Below are 22,255 nucleotides of genomic sequence, written 5' to 3'. Positions count from 1 at the left end.
TCAGGCTCAGGGCATCAGCCCCGGCAGCCACAGCACCAGCGCCGGGAAGACCATGCACAGCACCAGTCCGGTCACCTGCAACAGCACGAAGGGAATGATCGAGCGATAGATGGTCAGGATGCTCACCTGGCCCTCGGTGATGCCCTTGAGATAGAAGAGCGCATAGCCGAAGGGGGGCGTCAGGAAACTGGTCTGCAAATTGATGGCGACCAGGATCGCGAACCACACCAGCAGCCCCTGACCGGAGAGCCCGTAACCGAAGTCCAGCACCTCGACCACCGGGGCCACCAGCGGCAGCACCACGAAGCTGATCTCGATCCACTCGAGGAAGAAGCCGAGCACGAAGATCAGGCCCATGATCAGCAGCATCAACCCATAGGGGCCAAGGCCAGTGCCGGTGATCAGTTCTTCGATCATGTAGTCACCGCCCAGGCGCTTGAAGACCACCGAAAAGCAGGTGGCACCAATGACCACAAACAGGATCATCGCCGAGGTACGCGAGGTATCGCGCACCGCCTCGCGCAGGGTGGCGAAGTCCAGGCTGCGCATGGCCAGCGCCAGCAGAAGGCTGCCCAGCGCCCCGATGGCTGCGGCCTCGGTGGGCGTGGCGATGCCGGCCATGATCGAGCCCAGCACCACAAAGATCAGCACGAAGGGGCCCAGCAGGTCGCGCAGCAGCGCGATCGGCAGCGGCGTCGGGTCGACGTCGTTCATGTCGGCAAGCGGCGCCCAGTCGGGGCGGATACGTGCGGTGATCAGCAGATAGGCGATGTACAGCCCGCCGAGCAGCAGCCCCGGCAGCAGGGCGGCCTTGAACAGCGCGCCCACCGAGATCTGCAGGATCGAGCCCATCAGCACCAGCATGATCGAGGGTGGAATCAGAATGCCCAGGGTGCCCGAGGCGGCGATGACCCCACAGGCCATCTCGGCCCGGTAGCCCTGCTTCATCATCACCGGCAGCGCGAGCAGACCCAGCATCACCACCGAGGCGCCGATGATGCCGGTACTGGCCGCCATGATCACGCCAAGGATCGCCACCGACACGGCAAGCCCGCCGTGGGTGCGCCCGAAGAGTCGCTGCAGGGTCAGCAGCAGGCGCTTGGCCACCCCGGATCGCTCGAGCATCAGGCCCATGAACACGAACAGCGGAATGGCGATCATCAGCCAGTTTTCGATCACCCCGCCGAAGATCCGCGAGCCGACGGTGCCCAGAAACGGCACGGGTATGTCACCGATGAAGGCGAAGACGATGCCCAGGCCGCCGAGCAGGAAGGCAACCGGATAGCCGCTAAAGATCCCCGCCAGCAGGGTCACGACCATCAGCAGGGCGAGGGCGTATTCACTCAGGAATTCAGCCATGGGTCGCCCCTTCGTCGGCGATGGAATCCGAGGCGGCGCTGCGCGGGTCGAGGATCACAGCAAGCTTGGCGAAGACCTGACCCAGTGCGCCCACCGCCAGAAAGACGAGCCCGATCGGCAGCATGGCCTTGATCAGATAACGGTCGGTGAGACCGCCATAGTTGGATTGTTCGTTAGAGATATAGGACATGGTCACAAAATGCTTGGAGAGCCAGGCAATCAGCAGACAGAAGGGAATCAGCATCAGCAGATGCCCGATCACATCGATGATCGCGCGGCCCTGAAGAGACAGTCGTTGATAGACCAGGTCGACCCGCACATGGGTATCGTGGTGCAGGGCGTAGGTGCCACCGAACAGCGTCAGGATGCCGAAGAGGTGCCATTGCAGCTCGGTGATGCTGTTGATGGTCAGGGCATCGCCGAACAGCAGGATCTTGGTGTCCCAGTGGCCGATTTCATTGACGCCCAGGGCGTTGAGCAGCACGGTCGTGAGCACGGCCAACATCACCAGCATGACCAGCCAGCTGGAGAGTCGGCCCACCACCAGCCCCAGGCCGACCAGCGGTCGGCCCAGGGCGGCGCACACGGCCGCGCCACGCTCACGCCAGGGCGCGAGAGTGGCGCGTGTCATCAGCTATCCCCTTCGTCGAGCGGGATGATCGCCGGCATGGCCTGCAGCTCATACCATTCGTCGATCAGGCCGGCGTGCTTCATCAGCGAGCGATACGCCTTGGCGAAGGCCGGGTTGTTTTCCATCTCTTCCTTGCGCACCTCGACCCACGACTGCTGCAGGGCATCGAGCACCTCGTCCGGGAAGCGACGCACTTCCACGCCCTTCTCTTCCAGCGCATGGATGGTACGCACCTGCTCAGGCGGCGCTTCGGCCATGGCCCACTGCAGGGTGGAGCGACAGGCGGTTTCGAACTGTGCCTTGCGCTCATCGCTGTACTCATCCCAGACCGCCTGGTTGATTAGCAGTGAGAACCAGCTGGCGCTCTGGTGCCAACCCGGGAAGTAGTAGTACTTGGCGACTTCGTCGAAGCCCATGGCGGCATCGACCTGCGGCACCGAGAACTCGGTGGCATCGACACGGCCACGTTCCAGCGCCAGATAGATCTCGCCGCCCGGCACTAGCTGGGTGGATGCGCCGAGCCGGTTGAGCACCTTGGCGCCGAGGCCGGAGATGCGCATCGACAGGCCATCGAAATCAGAGGGGCTGTTGATCTCCTTGTTGTACCAGCCGCCGGTTTCCTGGGGCGAGATGAAGCAGGGCAGGACCTTGACGCCGTACTTGTCGTACTCGGTCTGCAGCAGTTCGGTGCCTTCGCCGGACCACATCCAGGACATGAAGGCTTCCGGAGACGGACCAAACGGCAGCGCACCGTAGAGGTTGGTGATCGGCACGGTGCCGGCCCAGTAGCCCATCCAGTCCCAGCCGGCCTGGATGGCGCCCGAAGACACGGAGTTGAAGACTTCGAAGGCCGGCACCAGGTCGCCCGGCTCGTGAACGCGTAGGCTGACGGCGCCACCGGTAGCGGTTTGCAGCTCCTCGGACAGGTGCTCGGCACCGGCCCCCAGGAAGTTCTTCGTCGAGAACGTACTGGCGACATCGAGGCGCTCGGGCCCGTCAGCCATGGCCGGCAGGGCGACCCCAGCGGTCATGGCTGCGGCGATGCCGGCAGCGAGCAGCGTACGTGGGAAGTTCGGGCTTGGCATGAATGACTCCTTGCGTTGTTCTTATTACAGGCGGTTATTCCAGCGGTGTCGCATGGAACCCTTGGCGTCGGAACCAGGCGCAAGATTGGCGCCATGGAAGACAAAACCTTTTATTTTCATAAATTTAAATACAACACCGAACGCTTTTCTTGACCAGGAGCGGCCGAAAGACGTCACATCACGGCCTGAGAGCGTCCGGCATTTCGGACGCTCTCAGGTTTCACCTCACGTAAAGGGCAGCTAATGGGTGTCCGCAAAACCGGACGACGTCCGAAAAACCGGACGCCTCAGTCGACCATCAGACCGTGGCGGGTCAGCTTTTCATAAAAGGAAGACTTGGCGATGCCCAGGCGCTTGGCGGCGCGGGTGCGGTTGCCGTCGCATTCGACAAGTGCCGCCAGCAAGGCCTCGCGTTCGGCCTGAGCCAGGGTGGCCTTGAGCGAGGCACCGAGCCTGGGTGGCTCACCGTGGCGCTGGCGTAAAGCCTCGGGCAGGTCGGCCACATCGAGATGATTGCCACCTAAATAGAAGGCCGCCTCCAGAACATTCTCCAGCTCGCGCACGTTACCGGGCCAGCTGTGGCAGGTGAGGCAATCCAGCGCCGCCTGACTGAGACTTGGACAGCGCCGCTTTCGGCGCTCGGCGAGCCTTGCCAAAAGGTGGCGCGCCAGCAGCGGAATATCGTCGCGCCGCTCGCGCAGCGGCGGGATCATCAACGGCACGACATTGATGCGATAGAAAAGATCCTCACGGAATTCGCCGCGCTCGATCAAACTCTCCAGCGGCCGATGCGTGGCGGCGATGACTCGCACATCCACCGGCACCAGGCTGGTCGCCCCTACCGCTTCGACCTCACGATCCTGGAGTACCCGCAGCAGCTTCACCTGCATGGCCGGCGGCATGTCACCGATCTCATCGAGAAACAGCGTGCCGCCATCGGCGAGCTGGAACTTGCCGGGCTTGCCGCCCTTGCGGGCACCGGTGAAGGCGCCTTCCTCGTAGCCGAACAGCTCGGCCTCGAGCAGCGCCTCGGGAATCGCCGCGCAGTTGAGCTTGATGAAGGGGCCCTTGGCCCGCTCGGAGAGGCGGTGCAGGGCGTGGGCGTAAAGCTCCTTGCCGGTGCCTGACTCGCCGCGAATCAGCACCGAGGCATCGCCCGGGGCCACCTTGCGGACTCGCGCATTGAGCGCCTGGACACCCTCGCTGTCGCCGATCACATCAGCCAGCTGCCAGCGCGTGCCCGGCGTCGCGCCCAGGGCGGCCGAACGGTAATAATCGACCTCGGCTTCCAGCGACTCGACCTGAGCGTTCATCTGCCGCCATTCCCAGGTGTCGTGATAGAGCACCGTACCGATCGCTCCTACCACCTTGCCGTCGACCCGCACCGGGTAGCGGTGGGCGATCATATGATGGCCGCGCACCATCTGCAGCTGCGCAAGCTCCGCCTGGCCTGATGCCACCACATCCGGCATGCGAGTGTTCTCGATCACCTCACGCACGGGCTTGCCGTACGCGGCCAGCGGATCGATCTCCAGGAAGGCGGCATAGGGCGCATTCAGATAGGCGATGCGGGACTCGGCATCCACCACCACCAGCCACTCGCCCATGGCATCGAGGCCACGCAGCAAAAGCGGCGAGACGAGCGGTCCGGCCAGTGCCTGGGGGAAGATGTCAGAGCCCATGGACGTCGTTCCCTTGCGAAGAATATTCCCCCAGCATTAACGCTGGGGGATACCGCAACAAGAGGACCTTGGGCGTAGAAGCCGCGCACCGTCGCGCCGCCAGCCGACGACTTGTGCGAGTCTTGCTTATGACGGCCAGCTTATGGAGATCGGCTTAGGCGCCTCCTGCGACAACTGATACAACTGAGACAGAAATGCGGCAAAAGGCCTCTTTTCCTTCACCGCCGATTTCCGGGATCATATATAAGGAAATCGTCTCATCGCACGCTCGGCAGGCGCACAATCTAGCTGGCGGCCCGGCTATCTGGTGGCCAGGCACGCCAGCCTGGCCAGGAGCTTGCCCTGCGCGCACTTGGCGACCCTCACTCATCTGCTTGAAGGATTTATTATGGCGCTCCCCTCTTCGCCTGCGCATCGCCCTCGCCTCGGCACCGGTCTGCTCGCCGCCTGGAAGGCGGGCTATGGGTTCGGGGACCTGCGCCATGACATCCTGGCCGGCCTGACCATCGGCATCGTGGCAGTGCCGCTATCGATGGCGCTGGCGATCGCCACCGGGGTGGCGCCCCAGCACGGGCTCTATACCGCCATCGTCGCCGGCATCGTGATCGCGCTCACCGGCGGTTCGCGCTTCAGCGTGTCGGGCCCCACCGCTGCCTTCGTGGTGATCCTGCTGCCAATCGTCCAGCACTATGGGCTTGGCGGGCTGTTGATTGCCACGCTGATGGCGGGAATGATCCTGGTCGGCCTGGGACTCGCCCGCCTGGGCGCGCTGATCCAGTTCGTGCCCTACCCGGTGGTGCTTGGGTTTACCGCCGGCATCGCGGTGGTCATCGCCACCCTGCAGGTGCCGGACTTCCTCGGCCTGGAGGTGGCACGGGGCGAGCACTTCACAGAAAGCCTGACGAATATCCTGGCCGCGCTGCCCGAGACTCGCCCTGCCGAGCTTGCTATCGGCGTGATCACCCTGGCGGTGCTGCTGCTGTGGCCGCGGTTGCGCTCGCCGGTGCCCGCGCCGCTGGTCGGACTGGTAGCCGGGGCACTGGCCGCCTACGTCGCCAATCACTGGCTGGGGGGCGACATCGCCACCATCGCCTCGCGCTTTCAATGGAACGCCGAGGGTGAGAGCGGCGTCGGCATTCCGCCAATCGCCCCGAGCTTCGCCCTGCCCTGGCATATGCCCAACGCCGAAGGCGAACCGCTGGCGGTGAGCTTCGACCTGATCCGCTCGCTGCTCGGCCCGGCCTTCGCCATTGCCATGCTGGCGGCCATCGAGTCGCTACTCTGTGCGGTGGTCGCCGACGGCATGACCCGCACCCGACATGACCCCAATGCCGAACTGATTGGCCTTGGGCTTGGCAACATTGCCGTACCCTTCTTCGGCGGCATCACCGCCACCGGCGCCCTGGCGCGCACCGCCACCAACATCCGCAGCGGCGCGCGCTCGCCGATCGCAGCCGTAGTGCATGCACTGGTAGTTTTGCTGGCGGTGATCGCGCTGGCCGGGCTGCTGGGGCTGGTACCGATGACCTCGCTGGCCGCGCTGCTGTTCATCATCGCCTGGAACATGAGTGAGGCACGGATGTTCGTACACACCCTGCGCTCATCTCCCTCGGGCGATGTGGCTATCCTCGCGATCTGCTTCGCGCTGACGGTGCTGTTCGACATGGTGCTGGCGGTATCGGTGGGCATGGGCCTGGCCGCTGCCCTGTTCATCCGCCGCATGACGCAGGTAACTCAGACCAAGGCTCGTCCGCTCGACCGCCACCCAGAGGTGCAGGACCTGCCGCCTCAAGTGGCGCTCTACGACATCAACGGGCCCATGTTCTTCGGCGTCGCCGAGAAGGCCCTGTCGTCGCTGCAGATGGTCGACCCCGACATCCGCATCGTGATGGTGGACATGCACGGCGTGCCGAGCATCGACGGCACTGCGCTCGTCGCCTTGCGCCGCATGGTCGAGGAGATGCGCCGCCAGAATGTCGCACTGATTCTGATCGGCCTGTCGCCCCGTCAGATCGTCAAGCTGCGCCGCGTTGGGATTCGCACCGCCGCCGGCGAGCTTACGCACTGCGCGAGCCTGGCCCGCGCCAGGACCGTGGCCCTGCGCTGGCTTGAGGAGCGCCGCCCCGCACAGGTCTGAGGCGACCGGCTTGCGGCCTGCCCAGCGTGACGATGCGTTCGCGGCAGGCTGCAGTGACAGACCCCAACTGATAGTATTCTCGCCCGTTACCATTCTCGCCCGTTGCTGGTCTCACTCGTGACCCCATCGCATTGGGCAGGTGACAGGGCTTCTTCCCGCAGGCCCTGACTGCCGGCCCAAGCACCGCAAGGAGTCCACCGCTTGTTCCGTTCCACCAGTTCTCGACCGGCCAGCCTGGCTCGTCGCCTATCGCTGCACTTCAGCGCCTGGAGCGTGCTGACCATCGGCATCGCGCTGATCGTGGCGCTGCCGGTGATCGTGGTGCTCGCGCATATTCTGGTGCCCACTGACGGCATCTGGCAGCACCTGGCCAGCACCGTGCTGGGTCGCTATCTCGGCAACACCCTGTTCCTGGTCGTGACGGTGGGGCTTGGCACCTTCGTGATCGGCACCGGCACGGCCTGGCTGGTGGTGATGTGCCGCTTCCCCGGACGACGGCTGTTCGAATGGGCGCTGCTGCTGCCGCTGGCGGTGCCGACCTATGTGATCGCCTACGCCTACACGGACTTCCTGCAGTACGCAGGCCCGGTGCAGACCTGGCTTCGCGAGGTCTTTGACTGGGGCCGCGGCGACTACTTCTTCCCCGATATCCGCTCGCTGGGCGGCGCCGCGACGCTGATCACCCTGGTGCTCTACCCCTACGTCTACATGCTGACCCGGGCGGCCTTCCTCGAGCAGTCGGTGTGCGTGCTGGACGTGGGCCGCACCCTGGGGCGCGGGCCCTGGCGGCTGTTCACCAGCGTGGCGATTCCGCTGGCCCGGCCGGCGATCGTCGGCGGCGTATCGCTGGCGCTGATGGAGACCCTCAATGAATTCGGCGCGGTGCAGTACTTCGGCGTCGATACCTTCACCACCGGCATCTACCGCACCTGGTTCGGCATGGGCGAGCAGGTTGCCGCCGCCCAGCTAGCGGCCTGCCTGCTGGCCTTCGTGATCATCTTCGTGCTGCTGGAGCGCTGGTCGCGAGGCAAGAGGCGCTACTTTCACACCTCGGGCCGCTATCAGCAGCTGCCCGAATTTCACCTGCGCGGCTGGCGGGGCGTGGCGGCCTGCCTCGCCTGCCTGGCGCCGATCATGGTGGGCTTCCTGATTCCCAGCGGTCTGCTGACCTATCTCTCGGTGCAGGGCGGGGATGACCTGTTCGGGGCCCAGTTTCTGGAATTCGCCGGCAACAGCCTGGTGCTGGCGACCATCGCCGCCCTGGTCGCGGTGGGCCTGGCGCTGGTGCTGAGCTATGGCGCGCGACTCAATCCGCGCCCGGTCACTCGTCTGGCCACCCGCATCGGCGCCATCGGCTATGCGGTGCCCGGCTCGGTGGTAGCGGTCGGCATCCTGATTCCCTTCTCGTGGCTCGATCAACGCATCAACGGCTTCATGGACGAGCAGTTCGGCATGATGGTCGGGCTCTTGTTTAGCGGCTCCGCCTTCATCCTGATCTATGCCTATGTGGTGCGCTTCCTGGCGGTATCCTTCAACGCCATCGAGGCGAGCCTTGGCAAGGTGACGCCGAGCATGGACGCCGCGGCCCGTACTCTGGGTCAGACCGCCGGCGGCACCCTGCGCAAGGTACACACGCCGATCATCCGCGGCAGCCTGTTGGCCGCCGCGATCCTGGTGTTCGTGGATGTAATGAAGGAACTGCCGGCGACCATCATCCTGAGGCCCTTCAACTTCGACACCCTGGCGGTGAGAGCGCACAACCTGGCGGCGGACGAGCGCCTCGCCGAGGCCTCCACCGCCTCGCTGACCATCGTGGCGGTGGGGATCATCCCGGTGATTCTGTTGAGCCTGGCGATCCGGGGCTCACGCCCCGGCAGCGGTGCCATCGGCGGGAAAGACAAAGACCTGTGACGGGTCGAGCTGGATGAGCACCGGCTGACCCTCTTCGGGCAGGAACACGCCCGGCACCCGGGCGTGGAGGTGGGCTTCCCAACCATCCGCGCCGTGGGCGCAGATATGTAGAAGGCTTGAGCGCCCCAGTAGCTTGGCCATCACTACATGGCTGTGGCCCTCATGGCTGTGGGAGGTCGCCGGCGGCTCGTCGAGGGTCACGATCTTGAGCGCTTCTGGGCGGATCAGCACCCGCACCTGACTGCCGTCGGCCATATCGTCCACCGGCACTTCGCCGACCGGGGTCGTCACCCGGCCACTTTGCACCTCACCGGCCATCTCGTTGACCTCACCGAAGAAGGTCACCACGAAGGGGTCCCGCGGCGCGCAGTAGAGCTCCAGCGGCGTGCCCATCTGCACGATGCGCCCATCGCGCATCAGCGCGATGCGATCGGCCATGAACATCGCCTCTTCCGGGTCGTGGGTGACCAGCAGGGCGCCTGCGCCGACCCGCTTCAGCACGTGCAGGGTATCGTCGCGGATGCGATCACGAAGCCGCGCATCCAGACTCGAGAAGGGTTCATCGAGCAGCATCAGTGACGGCGCCGGCGCCAGTGCACGGGCCAGGGCCACACGCTGCTGCTGGCCACCGGACAGGGTGTGCGGGTAGCTCTTGGCATAGCCTTCCATGCCTAATTGCTCGAGAAGCTCCATGGCCCGCGCCCGGCGCTGCTTGCCGGGCAGCGACTCGAGGCCAAAGGCGACGTTGTCGAGCACGGAGAGGTGCGGGAACAGCGCCGAGTCCTGGAAGGCCAGCCCCACATTGCGCTTCTCAGGGGGCACATGGGCCTTGCCGGGCCGGCCAATGGGGCGGCCGCCCAGATCGACGCCCCCTTCCTGCACGGTCTCGAGGCCGGCGACAATGCGCAGCAGCGTGGTCTTACCACAGCCCGAGGGGCCCAGCAGGCAGACGACTTCGCCCTGCTCGACGTAGAGGCTGACATCCTCAACCGCCTGGTGCTTGCCGTAGGCATGGCGGATGTGGTGCATGGCGAGGACGGGGGCCTCGTGGGAAACCTGGCGGTCAACGTCAGTCGGGATCGCTTGGGAGGTCATGGAAGCTCGTCGTCTCATCTCGTACGTCTACGGCCTGCGCCGCAGCGTGAAAGCGGGAATGCGTCCTAAGTGCATTCCAGTTTACTCGGTTTGTGGGCCCCTACGCACGCCATCGCCCCATGATCTGGGTCAGTCGCGCGTCGTGTTTTCCCGGATCGCGATCAAGGACGGCGCAAGACGGCTGCAATGTCAGTTGACGAAGCTTCCCCCAAGCGCTTCAATGGCAGCAGGTTAATGCAACGCATTATCATTCTATTTCAGGTTCTCGCTATCCACGAGGTGTCCGATGCCCCTGCAACGCCGTCACGTTCTGCCCCTTGCCGCCCTGGTGGCCGGTTCCGCCTTCGCCAGCCAGGCCCTGGCAGAGTCCGTGAACATCTATTCGGCGCGTCATTATGACTCGGATCAGGCGCTCTATGACGCCTTCACCGAGAAGACCGGCATCGACGTCAACGTGCTCGAGGGCAACTCCGACCAGCTGATTCAGCGCATCCTGCTGGAGAGCGAGGCCGGCCCCGCCGACATCATGATGACCGTAGACGCCGGCCGCCTGTGGCGCGCCGAAAAGGAAGACATCTTCGCCCCGGTCGACTCCGAGGTGCTCGACGAGCGCCTGCCCGCCTCCATGCACCACCCCGAAGGCAAGTGGTTCGGCTTCAGCCAGCGCGTGCGCGCCATCTTCTACAACCCGGACGCCATCGACCCAAGCGACATCTCGACCTATGAAGACCTCGCCGACCCGAAACTCGAGGGGCGAGTGTGCATGCGCTCCTCGAACAACATCTACAACCAGTCGCTGCTGGCCTCGATGATCGCTCACCACGGTGAGGACGGCGCCGAGGAATGGGCACAGGGCGTGGTCGACAACATGGCCCGCGACCCGGAAGGCGGCGACACCGACCAGCTGCTGGGCGTAGCCAGCGGCGAGTGTGACGTGGCCGTGGCCAACCACTATTACTACGTGCGCATGCTCGAGTCCGACAACGACGCCGAGCGCGAGGCCGCCGAGTCGATCAACATTCTGTTCCCCAATCAGGAAGGCCGCGGCGCGCATATCAACGTCGGCGGTGCCGGCATGATCAAGGGCGCTCCGCACCCGGAAAATGCCCAGCGATTCCTGGAATTCCTGGCCTCCGACCAAGCCCAGGAGATGTTCTCCAAGGGTAACCACGAGTTCCCGGTGGTCGACGGCGTCGAGATCGACGAGGTACTGGCCTCCTGGGGCGACTTCAAGCGGGATGACCTGAACGTCAGCGTGCTGGGCGAGAACAACCCCAAGGCGGTGCGGATCTTCGACCGCGTCGGCTGGCGCTAAGCCCCGGCCGGTTGACCTGACGCCATCATTCGGCTGACAGGTACCGCTATCGATACCAATGCGGACAGACCATAGTCGCAAGAAGGCCCGCAGCATGGCTGCGGGCCTTTGTGTGTTGGTGAAGCGTCCAGGTGGTAAAGCGTCTAGGTGAAGCGTTTCGATGAAGCCATCTCTCTACGGCACTCGCATGGCGCCCGTATCAAGCGCTCGTCTCAAGCTCGCGTCTCACACTCATGACTCAGACTCATGACTCACTCTCACCCATCAAACCCGGGCCGCTGAAGGCCCCGCTCAGCCGTGACGCGGGCCGGCGCCGCTCACGTCGATATCTACGTTCACCATCATGCCTGGCCCGATCAGGTCGGTGGGCCCCTCGTCGAAGGCAATACGCACCGGCAAGCGCTGAGTGATCTTGGTGAAATTGCCCGAGGGGTTGGGGTCCGGCAGCAGGGCGAACTGGCTGGTGGCCGCGCGCCCGATGTTGGTGATATGGCCCGAGAACGTCTCGTCCGGGAAGGCATCTACCGCAATCGCGACCGGCTGGTCGATGCGCAGCTCGCTGATGTCGGTCTCCTTGATTCGGGCTTCCACCCACAGCTTATCCGGATCATGCATCATCAGGATCGGCTGGCCGGCGCCGACATACTCGCCCTGATCGATGAGCGTCTTGTTGACCACACCGGCGATCGGGCTGGGCACCTGCAGATCGGCGATCCGCAGCGTTTCCTGGTTCAGCTTGGCCTTGGCCTGCGCCAGCTCCTTTCGTGCCACCTGGCGCTGGAAACGCAGCACTTCGGGGTTGGGCAGCGGCGCCTGCACGCCATTGAGAAAGCCAAGGTGGGCATTGTCGGCCTGGGCCTGATTGACCGCGACTTCCTGGCTGGCCTGGTGGGCTTCCGCCTGGGCAGCCTCAAGGGTGTAGTAGTCGCGATCACGCTGCTGCTGCGACACCGAATGCTGCTTGAGCAGTTCGTCCGAGCGCGTGTAGTCGCTTCGGGCCTGCTCCAGTCGCGCCTGAGCGGCTTGCTCGGCCGCCTTGCTGGCCTCGAGCTGCTGGTTGGCGATGTTCAGGCCGCCCTGAAACTGCCGGTTGGCCAGCGCCAGCCGCGCTTCCTGGTGATCCAGTCGTGCCTGCATGGCGTCGACGCTGGCCTGCAGGGTGGCAAGCTTCTGTTCATCGGGTTCGCTGTAGAGCTTGGCCACCGCATCGCCCCGCTCGAGGCGGTCACCTTCAATAATGCTGAAATCGGTCACCCAGCCCGACAGTCGGCTGCTGACGGTGACCTGATTGGCCATCACCCGAGCATCCTGAACGCTGACATGGCTGAGGCGATGCAGGATCGCCATGCCACCCCAGGCCAGGCAGAGCGCGACCACGACTGCCAGCGCGGCCAGCTTGAACGTGGCCCTGCCGGTGAGGCGGCGAGGCGTGGAAGTCGACGACGTCATGGGCATAAGTCCTTGAAAAGGTAATTGAAAAAATCATTGGATGAGGACTTGGCTGAGTCCTTGAATGAGTCCTTGAGTCAGCACTTCAACAGTCCTTCAAGCGGCCAGGTCAAAAGGCTCAAGTGTAGGGCGCGCGCTGCCAGCGGCTCAGCAGGATCGAGGGAATCGCGACCACCAGCAGACTGGCGACCAGCAGCCAGAAGCCGTCCTGATAGGCGAGGATTGAGGCCCAGATCGCCTCGACCCGGCCCGTCAAATAGCCGGCCATGGCCTGCTGGTGGTTGGCGGGCACGCCCAGGCGACCCACCAGTTCAACGAGCTGACTCATCTGCTGCTGGGCCATGTCGTTGCCCGCGGTAACGCCAGCGTTGAGTTGCTGGCCATGCAGCGCGGAGCGTCGGTCGAGCAGAATCACCAGGCCCGCGGTCCCCATGGCGCCGCCCAGCTGCATGGCAAAGTTGATCGCCCCTGAGCCATAGCCGGTGAGATGTCGTGGCAGGCCGGAGATCGCCTTCGACAGGGTCGGCGGCGGAAAGGACGCCATGCCCACCGACAGCACTGCCATCGCCGTGGCCAGATACGCGAAGGAGGTGTTCCAGTCCATCTGCGCCATCTGCCAGGCCGAAAATACCGTGCAGGCCAGCCCCGGCAAGGTGATCCAGTGCGGCGGGTAGCGATCGCTGAGCCAGCCCACCATCGGCACCAGGATGCCCAGCACCGCGGTGGAGGGCAGGAAGATCTGACCGGCGCTCACCGGGCTGTAGTGCAGCACCGACTGCACGAACTGGGGCAGCAAGTACATGATGCCGTAGAAGGTCCCGCCGAACAGAAACATCGCCAGGGTGCCGACCAGGAAGATGCGATAGCCAAATATCGACAGATCCAGCAGCGGGTGAGCGGTACGCTTCTGCCAGACCACGAAGACACCGGCACAGGTCAGCGAGAGCAGCACCAGTGCGGGAATACGTGGGTCGTACCACCCCCAGCGCTGGCCATTGGACAACGCCGTCAGCAGCGCGAACACCGCAGCGAATAGCAGCACCACGCCGGCCCAGTCAAAGGGCGGGCGCGGGCCTTTTTGCTCGCGGGCCGGCAGGAAAAAATACCCCATCACCGCCGCCGCAAGACAGATCGGCAGGGTAATGAAAAACACATAGCGCCAGGTGAAGCTCTCGACCAGCCAGCCGCCGATGACGGTGGCCAGGGTCAGCGGTAGCCCAAGGCACATGCCGTACATCGCCACGGCCATGCCCCGCTCCTGGGGCGGGTAGGCGGCGAACAGCGCCTGCATGGCCACCGGCCGGATCAGTCCTGTCATCGCGCCCTGCACGACCCGGGCGCCGATCAGCGCCATCATGCCCTGCCCCAAGCCACCCAGTATCGAGGCAACCATGAACACCACCAGCAGACCGATGAAGGTGGCGCGCTGACCAACCGCGGATACCAACCAGGGCGCGATCAACAGCGACACCGTGGTCGAGGCCAGAAAACCGGTGGAGAGCCACTGCACCTGGGAGTTGCTCATGCCGAAGGCGCCCTTGATGTAGGGAATCGCCACGTTGACGATGGTAATCGACATCCCCAGCGCCACCAGACCGAGCATCACGGTGAGGGTCACCCACAGCTTGTAGCGGGGACCATAGCGCTCGAACAGCAGGTCTACCTGGCTCATGGTGCCCCGCCATGGCACCGCCACGGCGCGCGAATGTCAGTGTCTTGTTCGAACAAGCGACGCTCCCCCTGTGGGTAATCAATGACATGAGTAATCAATAACGTGAGTAATGACGTGATAAATGACGCGCCGAATGCCGTGATCGCCGTCTTCATGGCGATCGAGCTGCCTGCTGTCATCGTTAGGCAGGCCCAACCTGGGCGCTCTAGCACCCCTGGAAGCACTTCCCGGCGCCTCGCATGACGCGGTTTTAGCGGTGTTAGCAGATGAAAAACGGCCGGCATCGCGCAGGCCGCAGAGATAGAAAAACACCGAAGGGGCCGGGTGGAACCGCATTCCCCGTGTGGGGCGAGCGGGGACGTACGCCCAACGCTAAAAATAGCGAGTATATAGTTTTCAGGCTAACAAGATAACCCACCACACCAAGTCGAATGCCTGCTCGGCGTGGCGCAAAGGTGACGATATCGACAGGTCACAGACACAAGAAGGCCCGTGGCAGTGCCACGGGCCTTCTTGTGTCTGTCTCGTTTTCGCCAGGTGACCTAGGTCAGAATCGAGCTTTCCCGCAACCTGCGACGAGCTTCGTCTCGACTAAATGATTCACTTGGGCATATCCGCATCGCGACCAGCACCAGGGAATGCCACGATCACATTGTCGCGAGTGACGAGCGCAGCAGGGGGCATTGTCGAGCCGGATGCAGCATCCATAGCCTGAAGCACTGCCTGGGCACCTGATCCATCGAAATTCTCCTCAAGAATCTCCATGCTATTGATTTCGCCGCACTCTTCACAATAACAGCGCACCGAATGGTGGTAAGGCGTGAACCGACGCCACTCACGCGGCTCCCGTGTTACCTCGATCGCACCACATGAGCACATGATGATATAACTTTCATGAGGCCCCGCCCCTAGCAAAACACGCTCCATGCGTCCCTCGTCTTATCTGACCTTATCTACATGGATTCAGCACCACGCGCGTGAATTCTCCGGGGCGGGCAGTGAAAGCATTAAAAATCCCTACTGCAGCATACCCTACCCCCTAAAAAGACCACTAGGGCAGGCTGTAACCATCATAACTACTGTGATTACCCCCAATCACACGACACCATGATCACGACGATCTCGCCTGCTTAGAGCGCAGGACAGACCTCGCATCCTTCATTTTCAATGCCAGACCACCAAAATGAACTGGCGGTAAAGAAAACAGCTGATTTATAGCACTGTTCCCATAGTAGCTATAGCCGAAAAGACGACAAGTTTTTTCTCGATAATCCTGCCATTGCTAATAAATTAGTCGACTATCTCGCAGGTTCAGCAGCCGAGCCGCTCCGCCAGGTCGATCAACGACGTGGTATGCAGGTCGTTATCGAGCGCACCAGATGCATCCTTGGAGGTTGCCACCCCGAACTCATGTGGGCGCTCCACGTAGGCCGCCCGCAGCCCCTGGCGACGTGCACTGTCGAGATCCTCTTGATGGGCTGCCACCATCATCACCGCCGCAGGCGGCACATCGAACACCTCGCCAACGCCAAGATAGGTAGCGGGATGCGGCTTGTACTGGCGGAACACCTCGGCAGATAAGATGCAGTCCCAGGGAAGCCCGGCACGCTTGGCCATGTTGGTGAGCAGGCCCAGGTTGCCGTTGGAGAGCGTACAGAGCGTAAAGCGACGTTTGAGGCGCGTAAGCCCTTCCACCGCATCGGGCCAGGGATCGAGCCGGTGCCATACCCGGTTGAGGTGGCGCTTGTCAGCTTCGGAAAGTGAGGTGATGGCGAAGCGCTCAAGCAGCTCATCGAGAATGCCACGATGCAGGTCATCCAGACGCGTCCAACCAAGCTCGCCAGACTGCACCCGCTGCATCGCCGGCTTGTAGCCTGCCCGCCAGGCCAGCGCAAACTCGCCGCCATCGACACCCAGCCCCAGCGCATCGACCTCGCGGGCGATGGAGCCATGCCAGTCGACCACCGTGCCGAACACATCGAAGGCCAGCACCTCAGTATCTTGTCCTGCTTCCATCACTGCCCCCTTTCATGATCCTCGTCGTTGATTGATATCCCTCGCCCCGTTATCACCCACAGTGGCCTAGCCGTCCAGCCGGGGCTCGACGTCGGCCTAGGTATCGTCACTAGCTCTATCTACCAGTCTAAAGAGGAAAAAGGAAAGCTCTGTTTCTCCGCCCACGTGATTAGGCACAGTTCAGATACAGAATTAGAGTTGGAGCATATGACAACAAGCTTGTTTAGGCCCGGAAATATCGTCTTGGAAAATGCTGCATGCTCCTTCATCCACGTTATGCATGCACAATGATTGGTGCCATCCTGCCAAGATATACATCCGCCCCCAAAACCAGCAGATTGGGGGTACGGATGACACGCTGCATTAAACGAAAACCTTACCGGAGTATTAAAACTTTCTGGGCATGGCAACGCGGATATAAATTGCACAATAACCAAGGCAGTGAATAACCATTGATCAGGCGGTCAGCCGAATATCAAAAGGGGACCATCTCATCCCTGGACGACAATCGAGCCCTGGCCTTTGCCAATCGCTCGAATTCGTGCGCTGGAATGGGAGGACTGAACCAGTACCCCTGCCCCCAAGCCTTTCCCGTGGACATGTCGAGCAACAGCTGACGCTGGTGTTCAGTTTCGATGCCCTCAGCGATGGTGTGAAGATTAAGGCTACTCGCCATCTGGTGAATGATGGCGACCAAGGCTTCGCCCTTGCTATCCGGCCGATCCAGCTCGTTGACGAAACTGCGATCAATCTTCAGAGACTGGAGAGAGAGGTGCTGTAACCGACTCAGTGAAGAATAGCCGGTACCAAAGTCGTCAATGGCAAGCTGAAACCCTTGGTCGTTCAGCGCTTTTAGCAATGCTTCGGTCTTTGCCGGATCTTCCATCAGGGCATTCTCTGTGACCTCCAAGTGTATCCAGGATGGGTCGACATAAGGTTTAACCAAGCCGGCGAAGTGTTCGGCATCTCCGTTCGGGTAGAGCTGATTGATGCTGAGATTGACCGCCATGCTCAGTTCTAACCCCTGATTATGCCAAGCGCGCAGCTGGCGGGCAGCCGTTTCCAGTACCCAGTCGCCGATGGGGTTGATCAACCCTATTTTTTCTACCAGTGGCATGAACGTGCCTGGCGACAGGACCTCACCATCGTCCTGGGGCCAGCGGATCAGTGCTTCGGCCGCAACAATTCGGCAGGAGCTGAGCTCGAATATCGGCTGGTAATAGAGCTCGAATTGCTGCTGCTCCATTGCCTGGCGCAGCCTTGTTTCCAAAGAGAAGCGTTGCTGATGACTGTCCGCGATATCCTTTGAAAACAAATAGCTTTGCCCACCTCCCTGGCGCTTCGCTTCATACATTGCCTTGTCAGCATTCTCGATCAGAAGGGTGGGATCACGGCCATGCTCCGGAATCAGGGTGATGCCCACGCTAGCGTTCAGATGATGAGTGTAGCCACCCACCGTCAGCGGTTCGCCCAAGTGGGCGATAATCCTGTTGGCTAGACGATGAGCGATATCGACAATCTTCACGAAATCCTGTTGGGGGCCATTGCGTACCGCACCGCTAATTACCACAAGGAACTCGTCACCACCTTGGCGGACCACCAGGTCGGAATCGCGCACCGAAGCTTGTAAGCGCTGGGCAAGTTGTCGCAGGACCTCGTCGCCCACCTCGTGACCCAAGGCGTCATTGATTGGCTTGAAGCCATCAAGATCGATGAACAGAATGGCGTATTCGGTCGCTCGTGTTTCAGGAGTCGATAAAATGTCATCCAGATAATGGATCAGATGGCGACGGTTGGGGAGTCCGGTTAACGCATCGGTATAGGCAAGATAGTGGATTTCGGCAGCCTGCTGTTCGCGGACACTATGAGTGCGCAATGAATCCAATCCGAACACGAGATTGGCGGCGAGACGCTCCAGCAACTGGCATTCTTTGTGGTCAAAGTGGTCCGTTCGATTGGAGTAGATGGTGAGGCAACCCGACGGGCCAGATTCAGTCTTCAACGGCAGCATGATGGCTGCAGCAAGCTGGTGCGTTATTGCGCGTTCGCTCAGGGGGGGAAAAGGGGAGCGTATCGGCAATATCATTGACAACATGAGTTGTGTTGGTGCGAATGCACCAAGAGATAGTGTCAGCGCATGGTGATGGCTTGCTCAGGTTCTGCCTTAAGTCTGGGACGAAAGCTCGAGAAGGGCCGGCCCAGGCACAGATTTCAAATGCAGAATCGCTCTGCTCGCCATTGAAACCAATCCACGCCAGGTTGTAACCATCCTCATCAACAATGGTTTGGCATAGGGACCTGATTAGCTCACTTTCGGATTCTGAGCGCACCACGATACTGTCGCAGGCACTCAGGGTCCGCAGGGCGCTGACCACACCGACTAATTGTCGTCTAGCGTCGTCCTGTTCTCTCGCCAGAGTCCTCAGGCGCAGCAGGTTGTTGATTCGGGCTTGCAACTCCACTTGGCTAGTAGGAATACGCAAAATGTCATCGACACTCTTGCCCAGTTCGTCGGCAACTTGAGGGTGGGGGGCTCCCCGGCTCTCGACCACCAGCAATACCGGCAGCACCATAGGATTGGCACGACGGCGAAGGTCACGGATCAGCTTGTAATGTTGCCGCAAGCATGCGACATCAATCACCACTAGATCTACCTCTTGAGCAAGAGATTCATGGCCTCCGAAGAAGCCGTGTTTCAGATGGAATGCCTGGCCCAGCAGCCGTTCGAGCAATTCTCCATTTGACGGATTTGCCAGGGCTACGGCGATTCGCGGGGACTCTTGATGAGAGCTATTAGGTGCAGTCACGTGGCATCCTGGGTGTTGGTCATCACTTCCGGCACGCCGCCCAGAATGCCCCGCAGCCCATGAAACGGCTGGCCGACTCTCAGTCCTTCAGGGGCAATTTCGAATTCGCGCAGAGTTCTTTCGAAACCGCCAGCGCGTTTCTTCAATACACCAATCGATTTGCGTAGTTCGCTATCAAGCTCGATGTAACGGAGCATGATGATATTGTCTGCGAGATAGCTGAGTCCGTACTCCGTCACCCGAGCCTGCTGGCCGGTAATCGCAAAGACCTCGTTGATCAGAAGTACGGTCACCCCCATGTTGACGAGGTAGCGACATAGGGCATGGACACGCTGCTGCAGTTCGTCACCCCGCACCGACTGTTGATAGCCGGAAAGGCTGTCGATCATCACCATGGTCGTGCCGAACTCTTCAATCTCGACACGTGCACGGGCGGCAAATTCGTCCGGGTTGTAATGCAGTGGTTCGACTGTTTCAAAGTTCAGGTGGCCAGCGGCGATCATTTCTTGCACAGGCAGACCAACTTGCCGGCATCGAGCAAAAAATGTCGAAGCGCCTTCGTCAAAGGAGTAGATCACCGAGCGCTCGTGGCGCTTGGCGGCTTCACTCATCAACTGGGCACCGAGAGTGGTCTTGCCCACCCCGGTAGGCCCTGACAACAGAGTTACTGTTCCCCGCTCAATCCCGCCGTGGGTGAGGGCATCAAATTCCGGCAGCCCAGATCCAAGAGGAGTATGTTCTACCTGCCGGCCATGATGGCTGGGCTCCAGGCGCGGATACAGCGTTATGCCCCCGTCACCCAGGCTAAAATAGTGCGCGCCATTGGCAAACGAAGAGCCACGCAACTTGGTAACCCGGCACTGACGCTCGCTTTCGGTTTGTTCCAGAGTAATGACACCGTCGCTAAGAAAAGCAAGAGTGTCATCATTGTCGCCTGGCTCTTGTTCCGAGGTGAACATTATCGTCGCCCCCTCAGCCGTAAGCTTTCGCAACAGTGACATAACCTGCTTGCGAAACAGGAAAGTATCGGCCGAGAGATAGCGCATCTGACTTAGAGAGTCGATCAGAATGCGTTTTGGCTGGTGCTCCTGAACGTAGCTTAAAATGCTGTCGTGGATACTATTGCCTTCCACGTCCCAGCTCTCCAGCAGGGTATACGTGTCGCCGGACTCCTCTTGTCCTGGCGAAAGGTCCAGCACATCCACGCCGTCCATCGACAAACCACTGCGCTTCGCGTTTTCGCGCAGCTGCTGCTCAGATTCGCCAAGACTGACGAACAGGCTGCCCGACTGGGAGTCATTGATCAGGAAGTGGAGGCCGAGAGTGGTTTTGCCCGAGCCAGGACCACCTCGGATCAGGTAGGTGCGCTGGGGGATCACCCCTCCCCGGAGAATTTCATCGAAACCTCGAACGCCAGTGCGAATGCGGCCATCAGTTAAGGGGGGCATGTCTTTCTCCCGCGTTGAAAGTCACTCTAATTGCTACCATCAAATTGCACTACATAAGTTAAGCCCCCTGATACAGGTCTTTCGCACGGCCCCCTAGCATTTCATGGTATGATTTATACTTTCGACCAGCCTAGAAACTATAGAGTTAAAAACCACCTCTGTGGTGATAAAAATAACACCTGAGAGAAAGGCCTTCAACATCGCGGCGTCATCCACCAATGATTAGGCGATCCTGAAGAAACCTGCTCTTGAAGGGCTACCCCATTGCAGAACGTTCAGTATGAAAAAAGACATTAGAGAAAAATCGGCACCCGAGGGCTCACACTCAGGCATGATATTGGAACTTGAGAGAGGGTTTTCGAAGCGCCTCAAGCAAGCGATTGGCAACCGCTCCATTCATTCCATCGCCAAGTCCTGCGGGATGAGTGACAGCCTGATCAGAAAATACCTCACCGGTTCGCTACCCGGCCTGGACAAAGCGCTCATTCTAGCCGTCGAGACGGGCGTCAGCCTGGAATGGTTGGCTACTGGCCAAGAGCTGCCTGAAAAACAACCAGAGTCCGTATCCGTCAAGCCCTCACTGGACGTCGAGCGGATGGAAGCTGTGATTGCCAAGACCCGGAGAAATTTCTTGGACCGGGGAATCAGCTTGTCACCAGAGGAAGAGGCGAAAATTATAAGGCTGATCTACGAGTTAAATTCCGAGGATGCTGAAAACTCGAAGAATCTCGGATTCGGCGACGGAAAGAGCGAAGCCATGGACATCCCCTTCTCTTCATTTGACGTCGCGAAACCTGACATTGCCGATTAAAGGGTCCCGGAGCCACGCCCACAGCTCCCCGACTCCTGGAAATCATCTTCCGGCTATACCAAATGTTAGGCGCCAGTTCTTTTCAGAAAAATTAACATTAAAAAACACATGTTATCTTCATGAACACCTATATAAAAACCAGCATTATAGTTTCTGACTGGAGCGAAAATGATAACCTGAATTTATACGGGGAAATAACTTGATCACGTCATCGTTAACACCAATAAAAAAATATCGTTGTTTTTTTCCATCTGGCAAATACCTAAAAAAACACTGGTGGCATACTGCCCTTCCACCGCTTCGCGGCTCCCGAATGTCACTTCTAGCCGAGAGCTGCTACTGCACTGGCATCCTGCAAGATGGCGTTAACGCCTTAGTCCCTTGCTGCATCGAACACGCAATAAAAAAGTCGAAAATATAGCGTATAATGGCTGAAGATCCCCCCCCCACATCGGATCTCCATGACGCCCATCGAAGCGAAAAATCTGCCGGTCTCCGAGGTCGCCTGCTCGAACTGTCAGGCCTGCTGCTGCCGGCTAGAGGTGGTCATCTTGACCGATACCGGCGTGCCGGAACGCTACATCGAGGTGGACGAGTGGGGCGGAGAGACCATGCACCGCCTGGAGGATGGCTGGTGCTCGGCACTCGATCGCGACACCTTGATGTGCTCAATCTACGAGAACCGGCCGCTGATTTGCCGGGAATTTGAAGTGGCGTCGGATGAGTGCCTTACCGAACGCGCGGCGAGCATGTAGCGAATTCAAGAACGGCTTATCCAGCCAAAGCTTCCCTCTTGCCCAAATCAGCCCGGCCTTGGCCGGGCTGATGCTTGTGGGC

Annotated in this window: 17 protein-coding genes; 5 read left to right on the top strand and 12 right to left on the bottom strand. The window is 61.0% G+C overall.

Annotated features, from left to right (window positions below):
• Window positions 1-6: 6 nt before the first annotated feature.
• The 4 genes from BCL93_RS09315 to BCL93_RS09300 form a co-directional block, all read right to left on the bottom strand.
• The gene (locus tag BCL93_RS09315; RefSeq protein ID WP_112055013.1) at window positions 7-1,359 is read right to left on the bottom strand and encodes a TRAP transporter large permease; all 1,353 of its coding nucleotides are present in this window, start codon (window positions 1,357-1,359) and stop codon (window positions 7-9) included.
• A complete protein-coding gene (locus BCL93_RS09310) occupies window positions 1,352-1,990 on the bottom strand; it encodes a TRAP transporter small permease subunit (RefSeq protein WP_112055012.1) in 639 nt (212 codons plus the stop codon). The genes BCL93_RS09315 and BCL93_RS09310 overlap by 8 nt, the downstream gene beginning before the upstream one ends.
• Entirely contained in the window at window positions 1,990-3,075 is a 1,086-nt protein-coding gene (locus tag BCL93_RS09305; RefSeq protein ID WP_112055011.1) for a TRAP transporter substrate-binding protein, read from the bottom strand. The genes BCL93_RS09310 and BCL93_RS09305 overlap by 1 nt, the downstream gene beginning before the upstream one ends.
• A gap of 287 nt (window positions 3,076-3,362) precedes the next feature.
• Window positions 3,363-4,757: a sigma-54 interaction domain-containing protein gene (locus BCL93_RS09300; protein WP_112055010.1), complete on the bottom strand. Its 1,395-nt coding sequence runs from the start codon at window positions 4,755-4,757 to the stop codon at window positions 3,363-3,365.
• 388 nt (window positions 4,758-5,145) lie between these two features.
• Here BCL93_RS09300 and dauA point away from each other — a divergent pair, with 388 nt between their 5' ends.
• Window positions 5,146-6,894, top strand: a complete 1,749-nt coding sequence (gene dauA, locus BCL93_RS09295; RefSeq protein ID WP_112055009.1) for a C4-dicarboxylic acid transporter DauA — start codon at window positions 5,146-5,148, stop codon at window positions 6,892-6,894.
• Window positions 6,895-7,095: 201 nt separating this feature from the next.
• Complete coding sequence (locus BCL93_RS09290) at window positions 7,096-8,805, top strand: ABC transporter permease (RefSeq protein WP_112055008.1); 1,710 nt, start codon at window positions 7,096-7,098, stop codon at window positions 8,803-8,805.
• Here the strand turns inward: BCL93_RS09290 and BCL93_RS09285 are convergent.
• Window positions 8,758-9,900, bottom strand: coding sequence for an ABC transporter ATP-binding protein (locus tag BCL93_RS09285; protein ID WP_112055007.1), 1,143 nt, complete (start codon window positions 9,898-9,900; stop codon window positions 8,758-8,760). The two genes, BCL93_RS09290 and BCL93_RS09285, sit on opposite strands and share 48 nt — an antisense overlap.
• Window positions 9,901-10,186: 286 nt before the next feature.
• Between BCL93_RS09285 and BCL93_RS09280 the strand changes: the two genes are divergently transcribed.
• A complete protein-coding gene (locus BCL93_RS09280; protein ID WP_112055006.1) occupies window positions 10,187-11,215 on the top strand; it encodes a Fe(3+) ABC transporter substrate-binding protein in 1,029 nt (342 codons plus the stop codon).
• Between the two features lie 291 nt (window positions 11,216-11,506).
• On the opposite strand, the gene BCL93_RS09275 is transcribed toward BCL93_RS09280, so the two are convergent.
• From BCL93_RS09275 to BCL93_RS09245, 7 genes are all read right to left on the bottom strand, one after another.
• Window positions 11,507-12,664: an HlyD family secretion protein gene (locus tag BCL93_RS09275; RefSeq protein WP_258396255.1), complete on the bottom strand. Its 1,158-nt coding sequence runs from the start codon at window positions 12,662-12,664 to the stop codon at window positions 11,507-11,509.
• 118 nt (window positions 12,665-12,782) lie between these two features.
• Window positions 12,783-14,336 carry a DHA2 family efflux MFS transporter permease subunit gene (locus BCL93_RS09270; protein WP_112055004.1) on the bottom strand — a complete coding sequence of 518 codons (1,554 nt, stop codon included), beginning with the start codon at window positions 14,334-14,336 and terminating at the stop codon, window positions 12,783-12,785.
• 600 nt (window positions 14,337-14,936) lie between these two features.
• On the bottom strand, window positions 14,937-15,263 hold the full coding sequence (locus tag BCL93_RS09265; protein WP_112055003.1) for a hypothetical protein: 327 nt from the start codon (window positions 15,261-15,263) through the stop codon (window positions 14,937-14,939).
• A 384-nt stretch (window positions 15,264-15,647) separates the two neighbouring features.
• A complete protein-coding gene (locus tag BCL93_RS09260; protein WP_112055002.1) occupies window positions 15,648-16,352 on the bottom strand; it encodes a haloacid dehalogenase type II in 705 nt (234 codons plus the stop codon).
• A gap of 475 nt (window positions 16,353-16,827) precedes the next feature.
• The gene (locus tag BCL93_RS09255; RefSeq protein ID WP_181463071.1) at window positions 16,828-18,363 is read right to left on the bottom strand and encodes a putative bifunctional diguanylate cyclase/phosphodiesterase; all 1,536 of its coding nucleotides are present in this window, start codon (window positions 18,361-18,363) and stop codon (window positions 16,828-16,830) included.
• A complete protein-coding gene (locus tag BCL93_RS17105) occupies window positions 18,344-19,159 on the bottom strand; it encodes a hypothetical protein (RefSeq protein WP_146742479.1) in 816 nt (271 codons plus the stop codon). Before BCL93_RS17105 ends, BCL93_RS09255 begins: the two co-directional genes overlap by 20 nt.
• A complete protein-coding gene (locus BCL93_RS09245) occupies window positions 19,156-20,607 on the bottom strand; it encodes an ATPase domain-containing protein (protein ID WP_112054999.1) in 1,452 nt (483 codons plus the stop codon). Before BCL93_RS09245 ends, BCL93_RS17105 begins: the two co-directional genes overlap by 4 nt.
• A gap of 280 nt (window positions 20,608-20,887) precedes the next feature.
• On the opposite strand from BCL93_RS09245, the gene BCL93_RS09240 reads away from it, so the two are divergent.
• Both BCL93_RS09240 and BCL93_RS09235 read left to right on the top strand, forming a co-directional pair.
• Window positions 20,888-21,418, top strand: coding sequence for a helix-turn-helix domain containing protein (locus BCL93_RS09240; RefSeq protein WP_258396252.1), 531 nt, complete (start codon window positions 20,888-20,890; stop codon window positions 21,416-21,418).
• A 461-nt stretch (window positions 21,419-21,879) separates the two neighbouring features.
• A complete protein-coding gene (locus BCL93_RS09235; RefSeq protein ID WP_112054997.1) occupies window positions 21,880-22,173 on the top strand; it encodes a YkgJ family cysteine cluster protein in 294 nt (97 codons plus the stop codon).
• The last annotated feature ends 82 nt before the right edge of the window (window positions 22,174-22,255 follow it).

The organism is Onishia taeanensis, from assembly GCF_003268885.1.
In the GTDB taxonomy this organism is placed as follows: domain Bacteria; phylum Pseudomonadota; class Gammaproteobacteria; order Pseudomonadales; family Halomonadaceae; genus Onishia; species Onishia taeanensis_A.
The sequence above is the reverse complement of the archived record's forward strand: the minus strand, read 5'-3'. Positions and strand labels throughout refer to the sequence as shown.

Excerpts from the sequence above, each read along its gene's own strand:
- dauA (WP_112055009.1), top strand. The coding sequence starts at position 5,146 with ATGGCGCTCCCCTCTTCGCCTGCGCATCGCCCTCGCCTCGGCACCGGT.
- BCL93_RS09275 (WP_258396255.1), bottom strand. The coding sequence starts at position 12,664 with ATGACGTCGTCGACTTCCACGCCTCGCCGCCTCACCGGCAGGGCCACG.
- BCL93_RS09245 (WP_112054999.1), bottom strand. The coding sequence starts at position 20,607 with ATGCCCCCCTTAACTGATGGCCGCATTCGCACTGGCGTTCGAGGTTTC.
- BCL93_RS09285 (WP_112055007.1), bottom strand. The coding sequence starts at position 9,900 with ATGACCTCCCAAGCGATCCCGACTGACGTTGACCGCCAGGTTTCCCAC.
- BCL93_RS09280 (WP_112055006.1), top strand. The coding sequence starts at position 10,187 with ATGCCCCTGCAACGCCGTCACGTTCTGCCCCTTGCCGCCCTGGTGGCC.
- BCL93_RS09315 (WP_112055013.1), bottom strand. The coding sequence starts at position 1,359 with ATGGCTGAATTCCTGAGTGAATACGCCCTCGCCCTGCTGATGGTCGTG.
- BCL93_RS09305 (WP_112055011.1), bottom strand. The coding sequence starts at position 3,075 with ATGCCAAGCCCGAACTTCCCACGTACGCTGCTCGCTGCCGGCATCGCC.
- BCL93_RS09300 (WP_112055010.1), bottom strand. The coding sequence starts at position 4,757 with ATGGGCTCTGACATCTTCCCCCAGGCACTGGCCGGACCGCTCGTCTCG.
- BCL93_RS09270 (WP_112055004.1), bottom strand. The coding sequence starts at position 14,336 with ATGAGCCAGGTAGACCTGCTGTTCGAGCGCTATGGTCCCCGCTACAAG.
- BCL93_RS09265 (WP_112055003.1), bottom strand. The coding sequence starts at position 15,263 with ATGGAGCGTGTTTTGCTAGGGGCGGGGCCTCATGAAAGTTATATCATC.
- BCL93_RS09235 (WP_112054997.1), top strand. The coding sequence starts at position 21,880 with ATGACGCCCATCGAAGCGAAAAATCTGCCGGTCTCCGAGGTCGCCTGC.
- BCL93_RS09240 (WP_258396252.1), top strand. The coding sequence starts at position 20,888 with ATGAAAAAAGACATTAGAGAAAAATCGGCACCCGAGGGCTCACACTCA.
- BCL93_RS09310 (WP_112055012.1), bottom strand. The coding sequence starts at position 1,990 with ATGACACGCGCCACTCTCGCGCCCTGGCGTGAGCGTGGCGCGGCCGTG.
- BCL93_RS09260 (WP_112055002.1), bottom strand. The coding sequence starts at position 16,352 with ATGGAAGCAGGACAAGATACTGAGGTGCTGGCCTTCGATGTGTTCGGC.
- BCL93_RS09255 (WP_181463071.1), bottom strand. The coding sequence starts at position 18,363 with ATGCTGCCGTTGAAGACTGAATCTGGCCCGTCGGGTTGCCTCACCATC.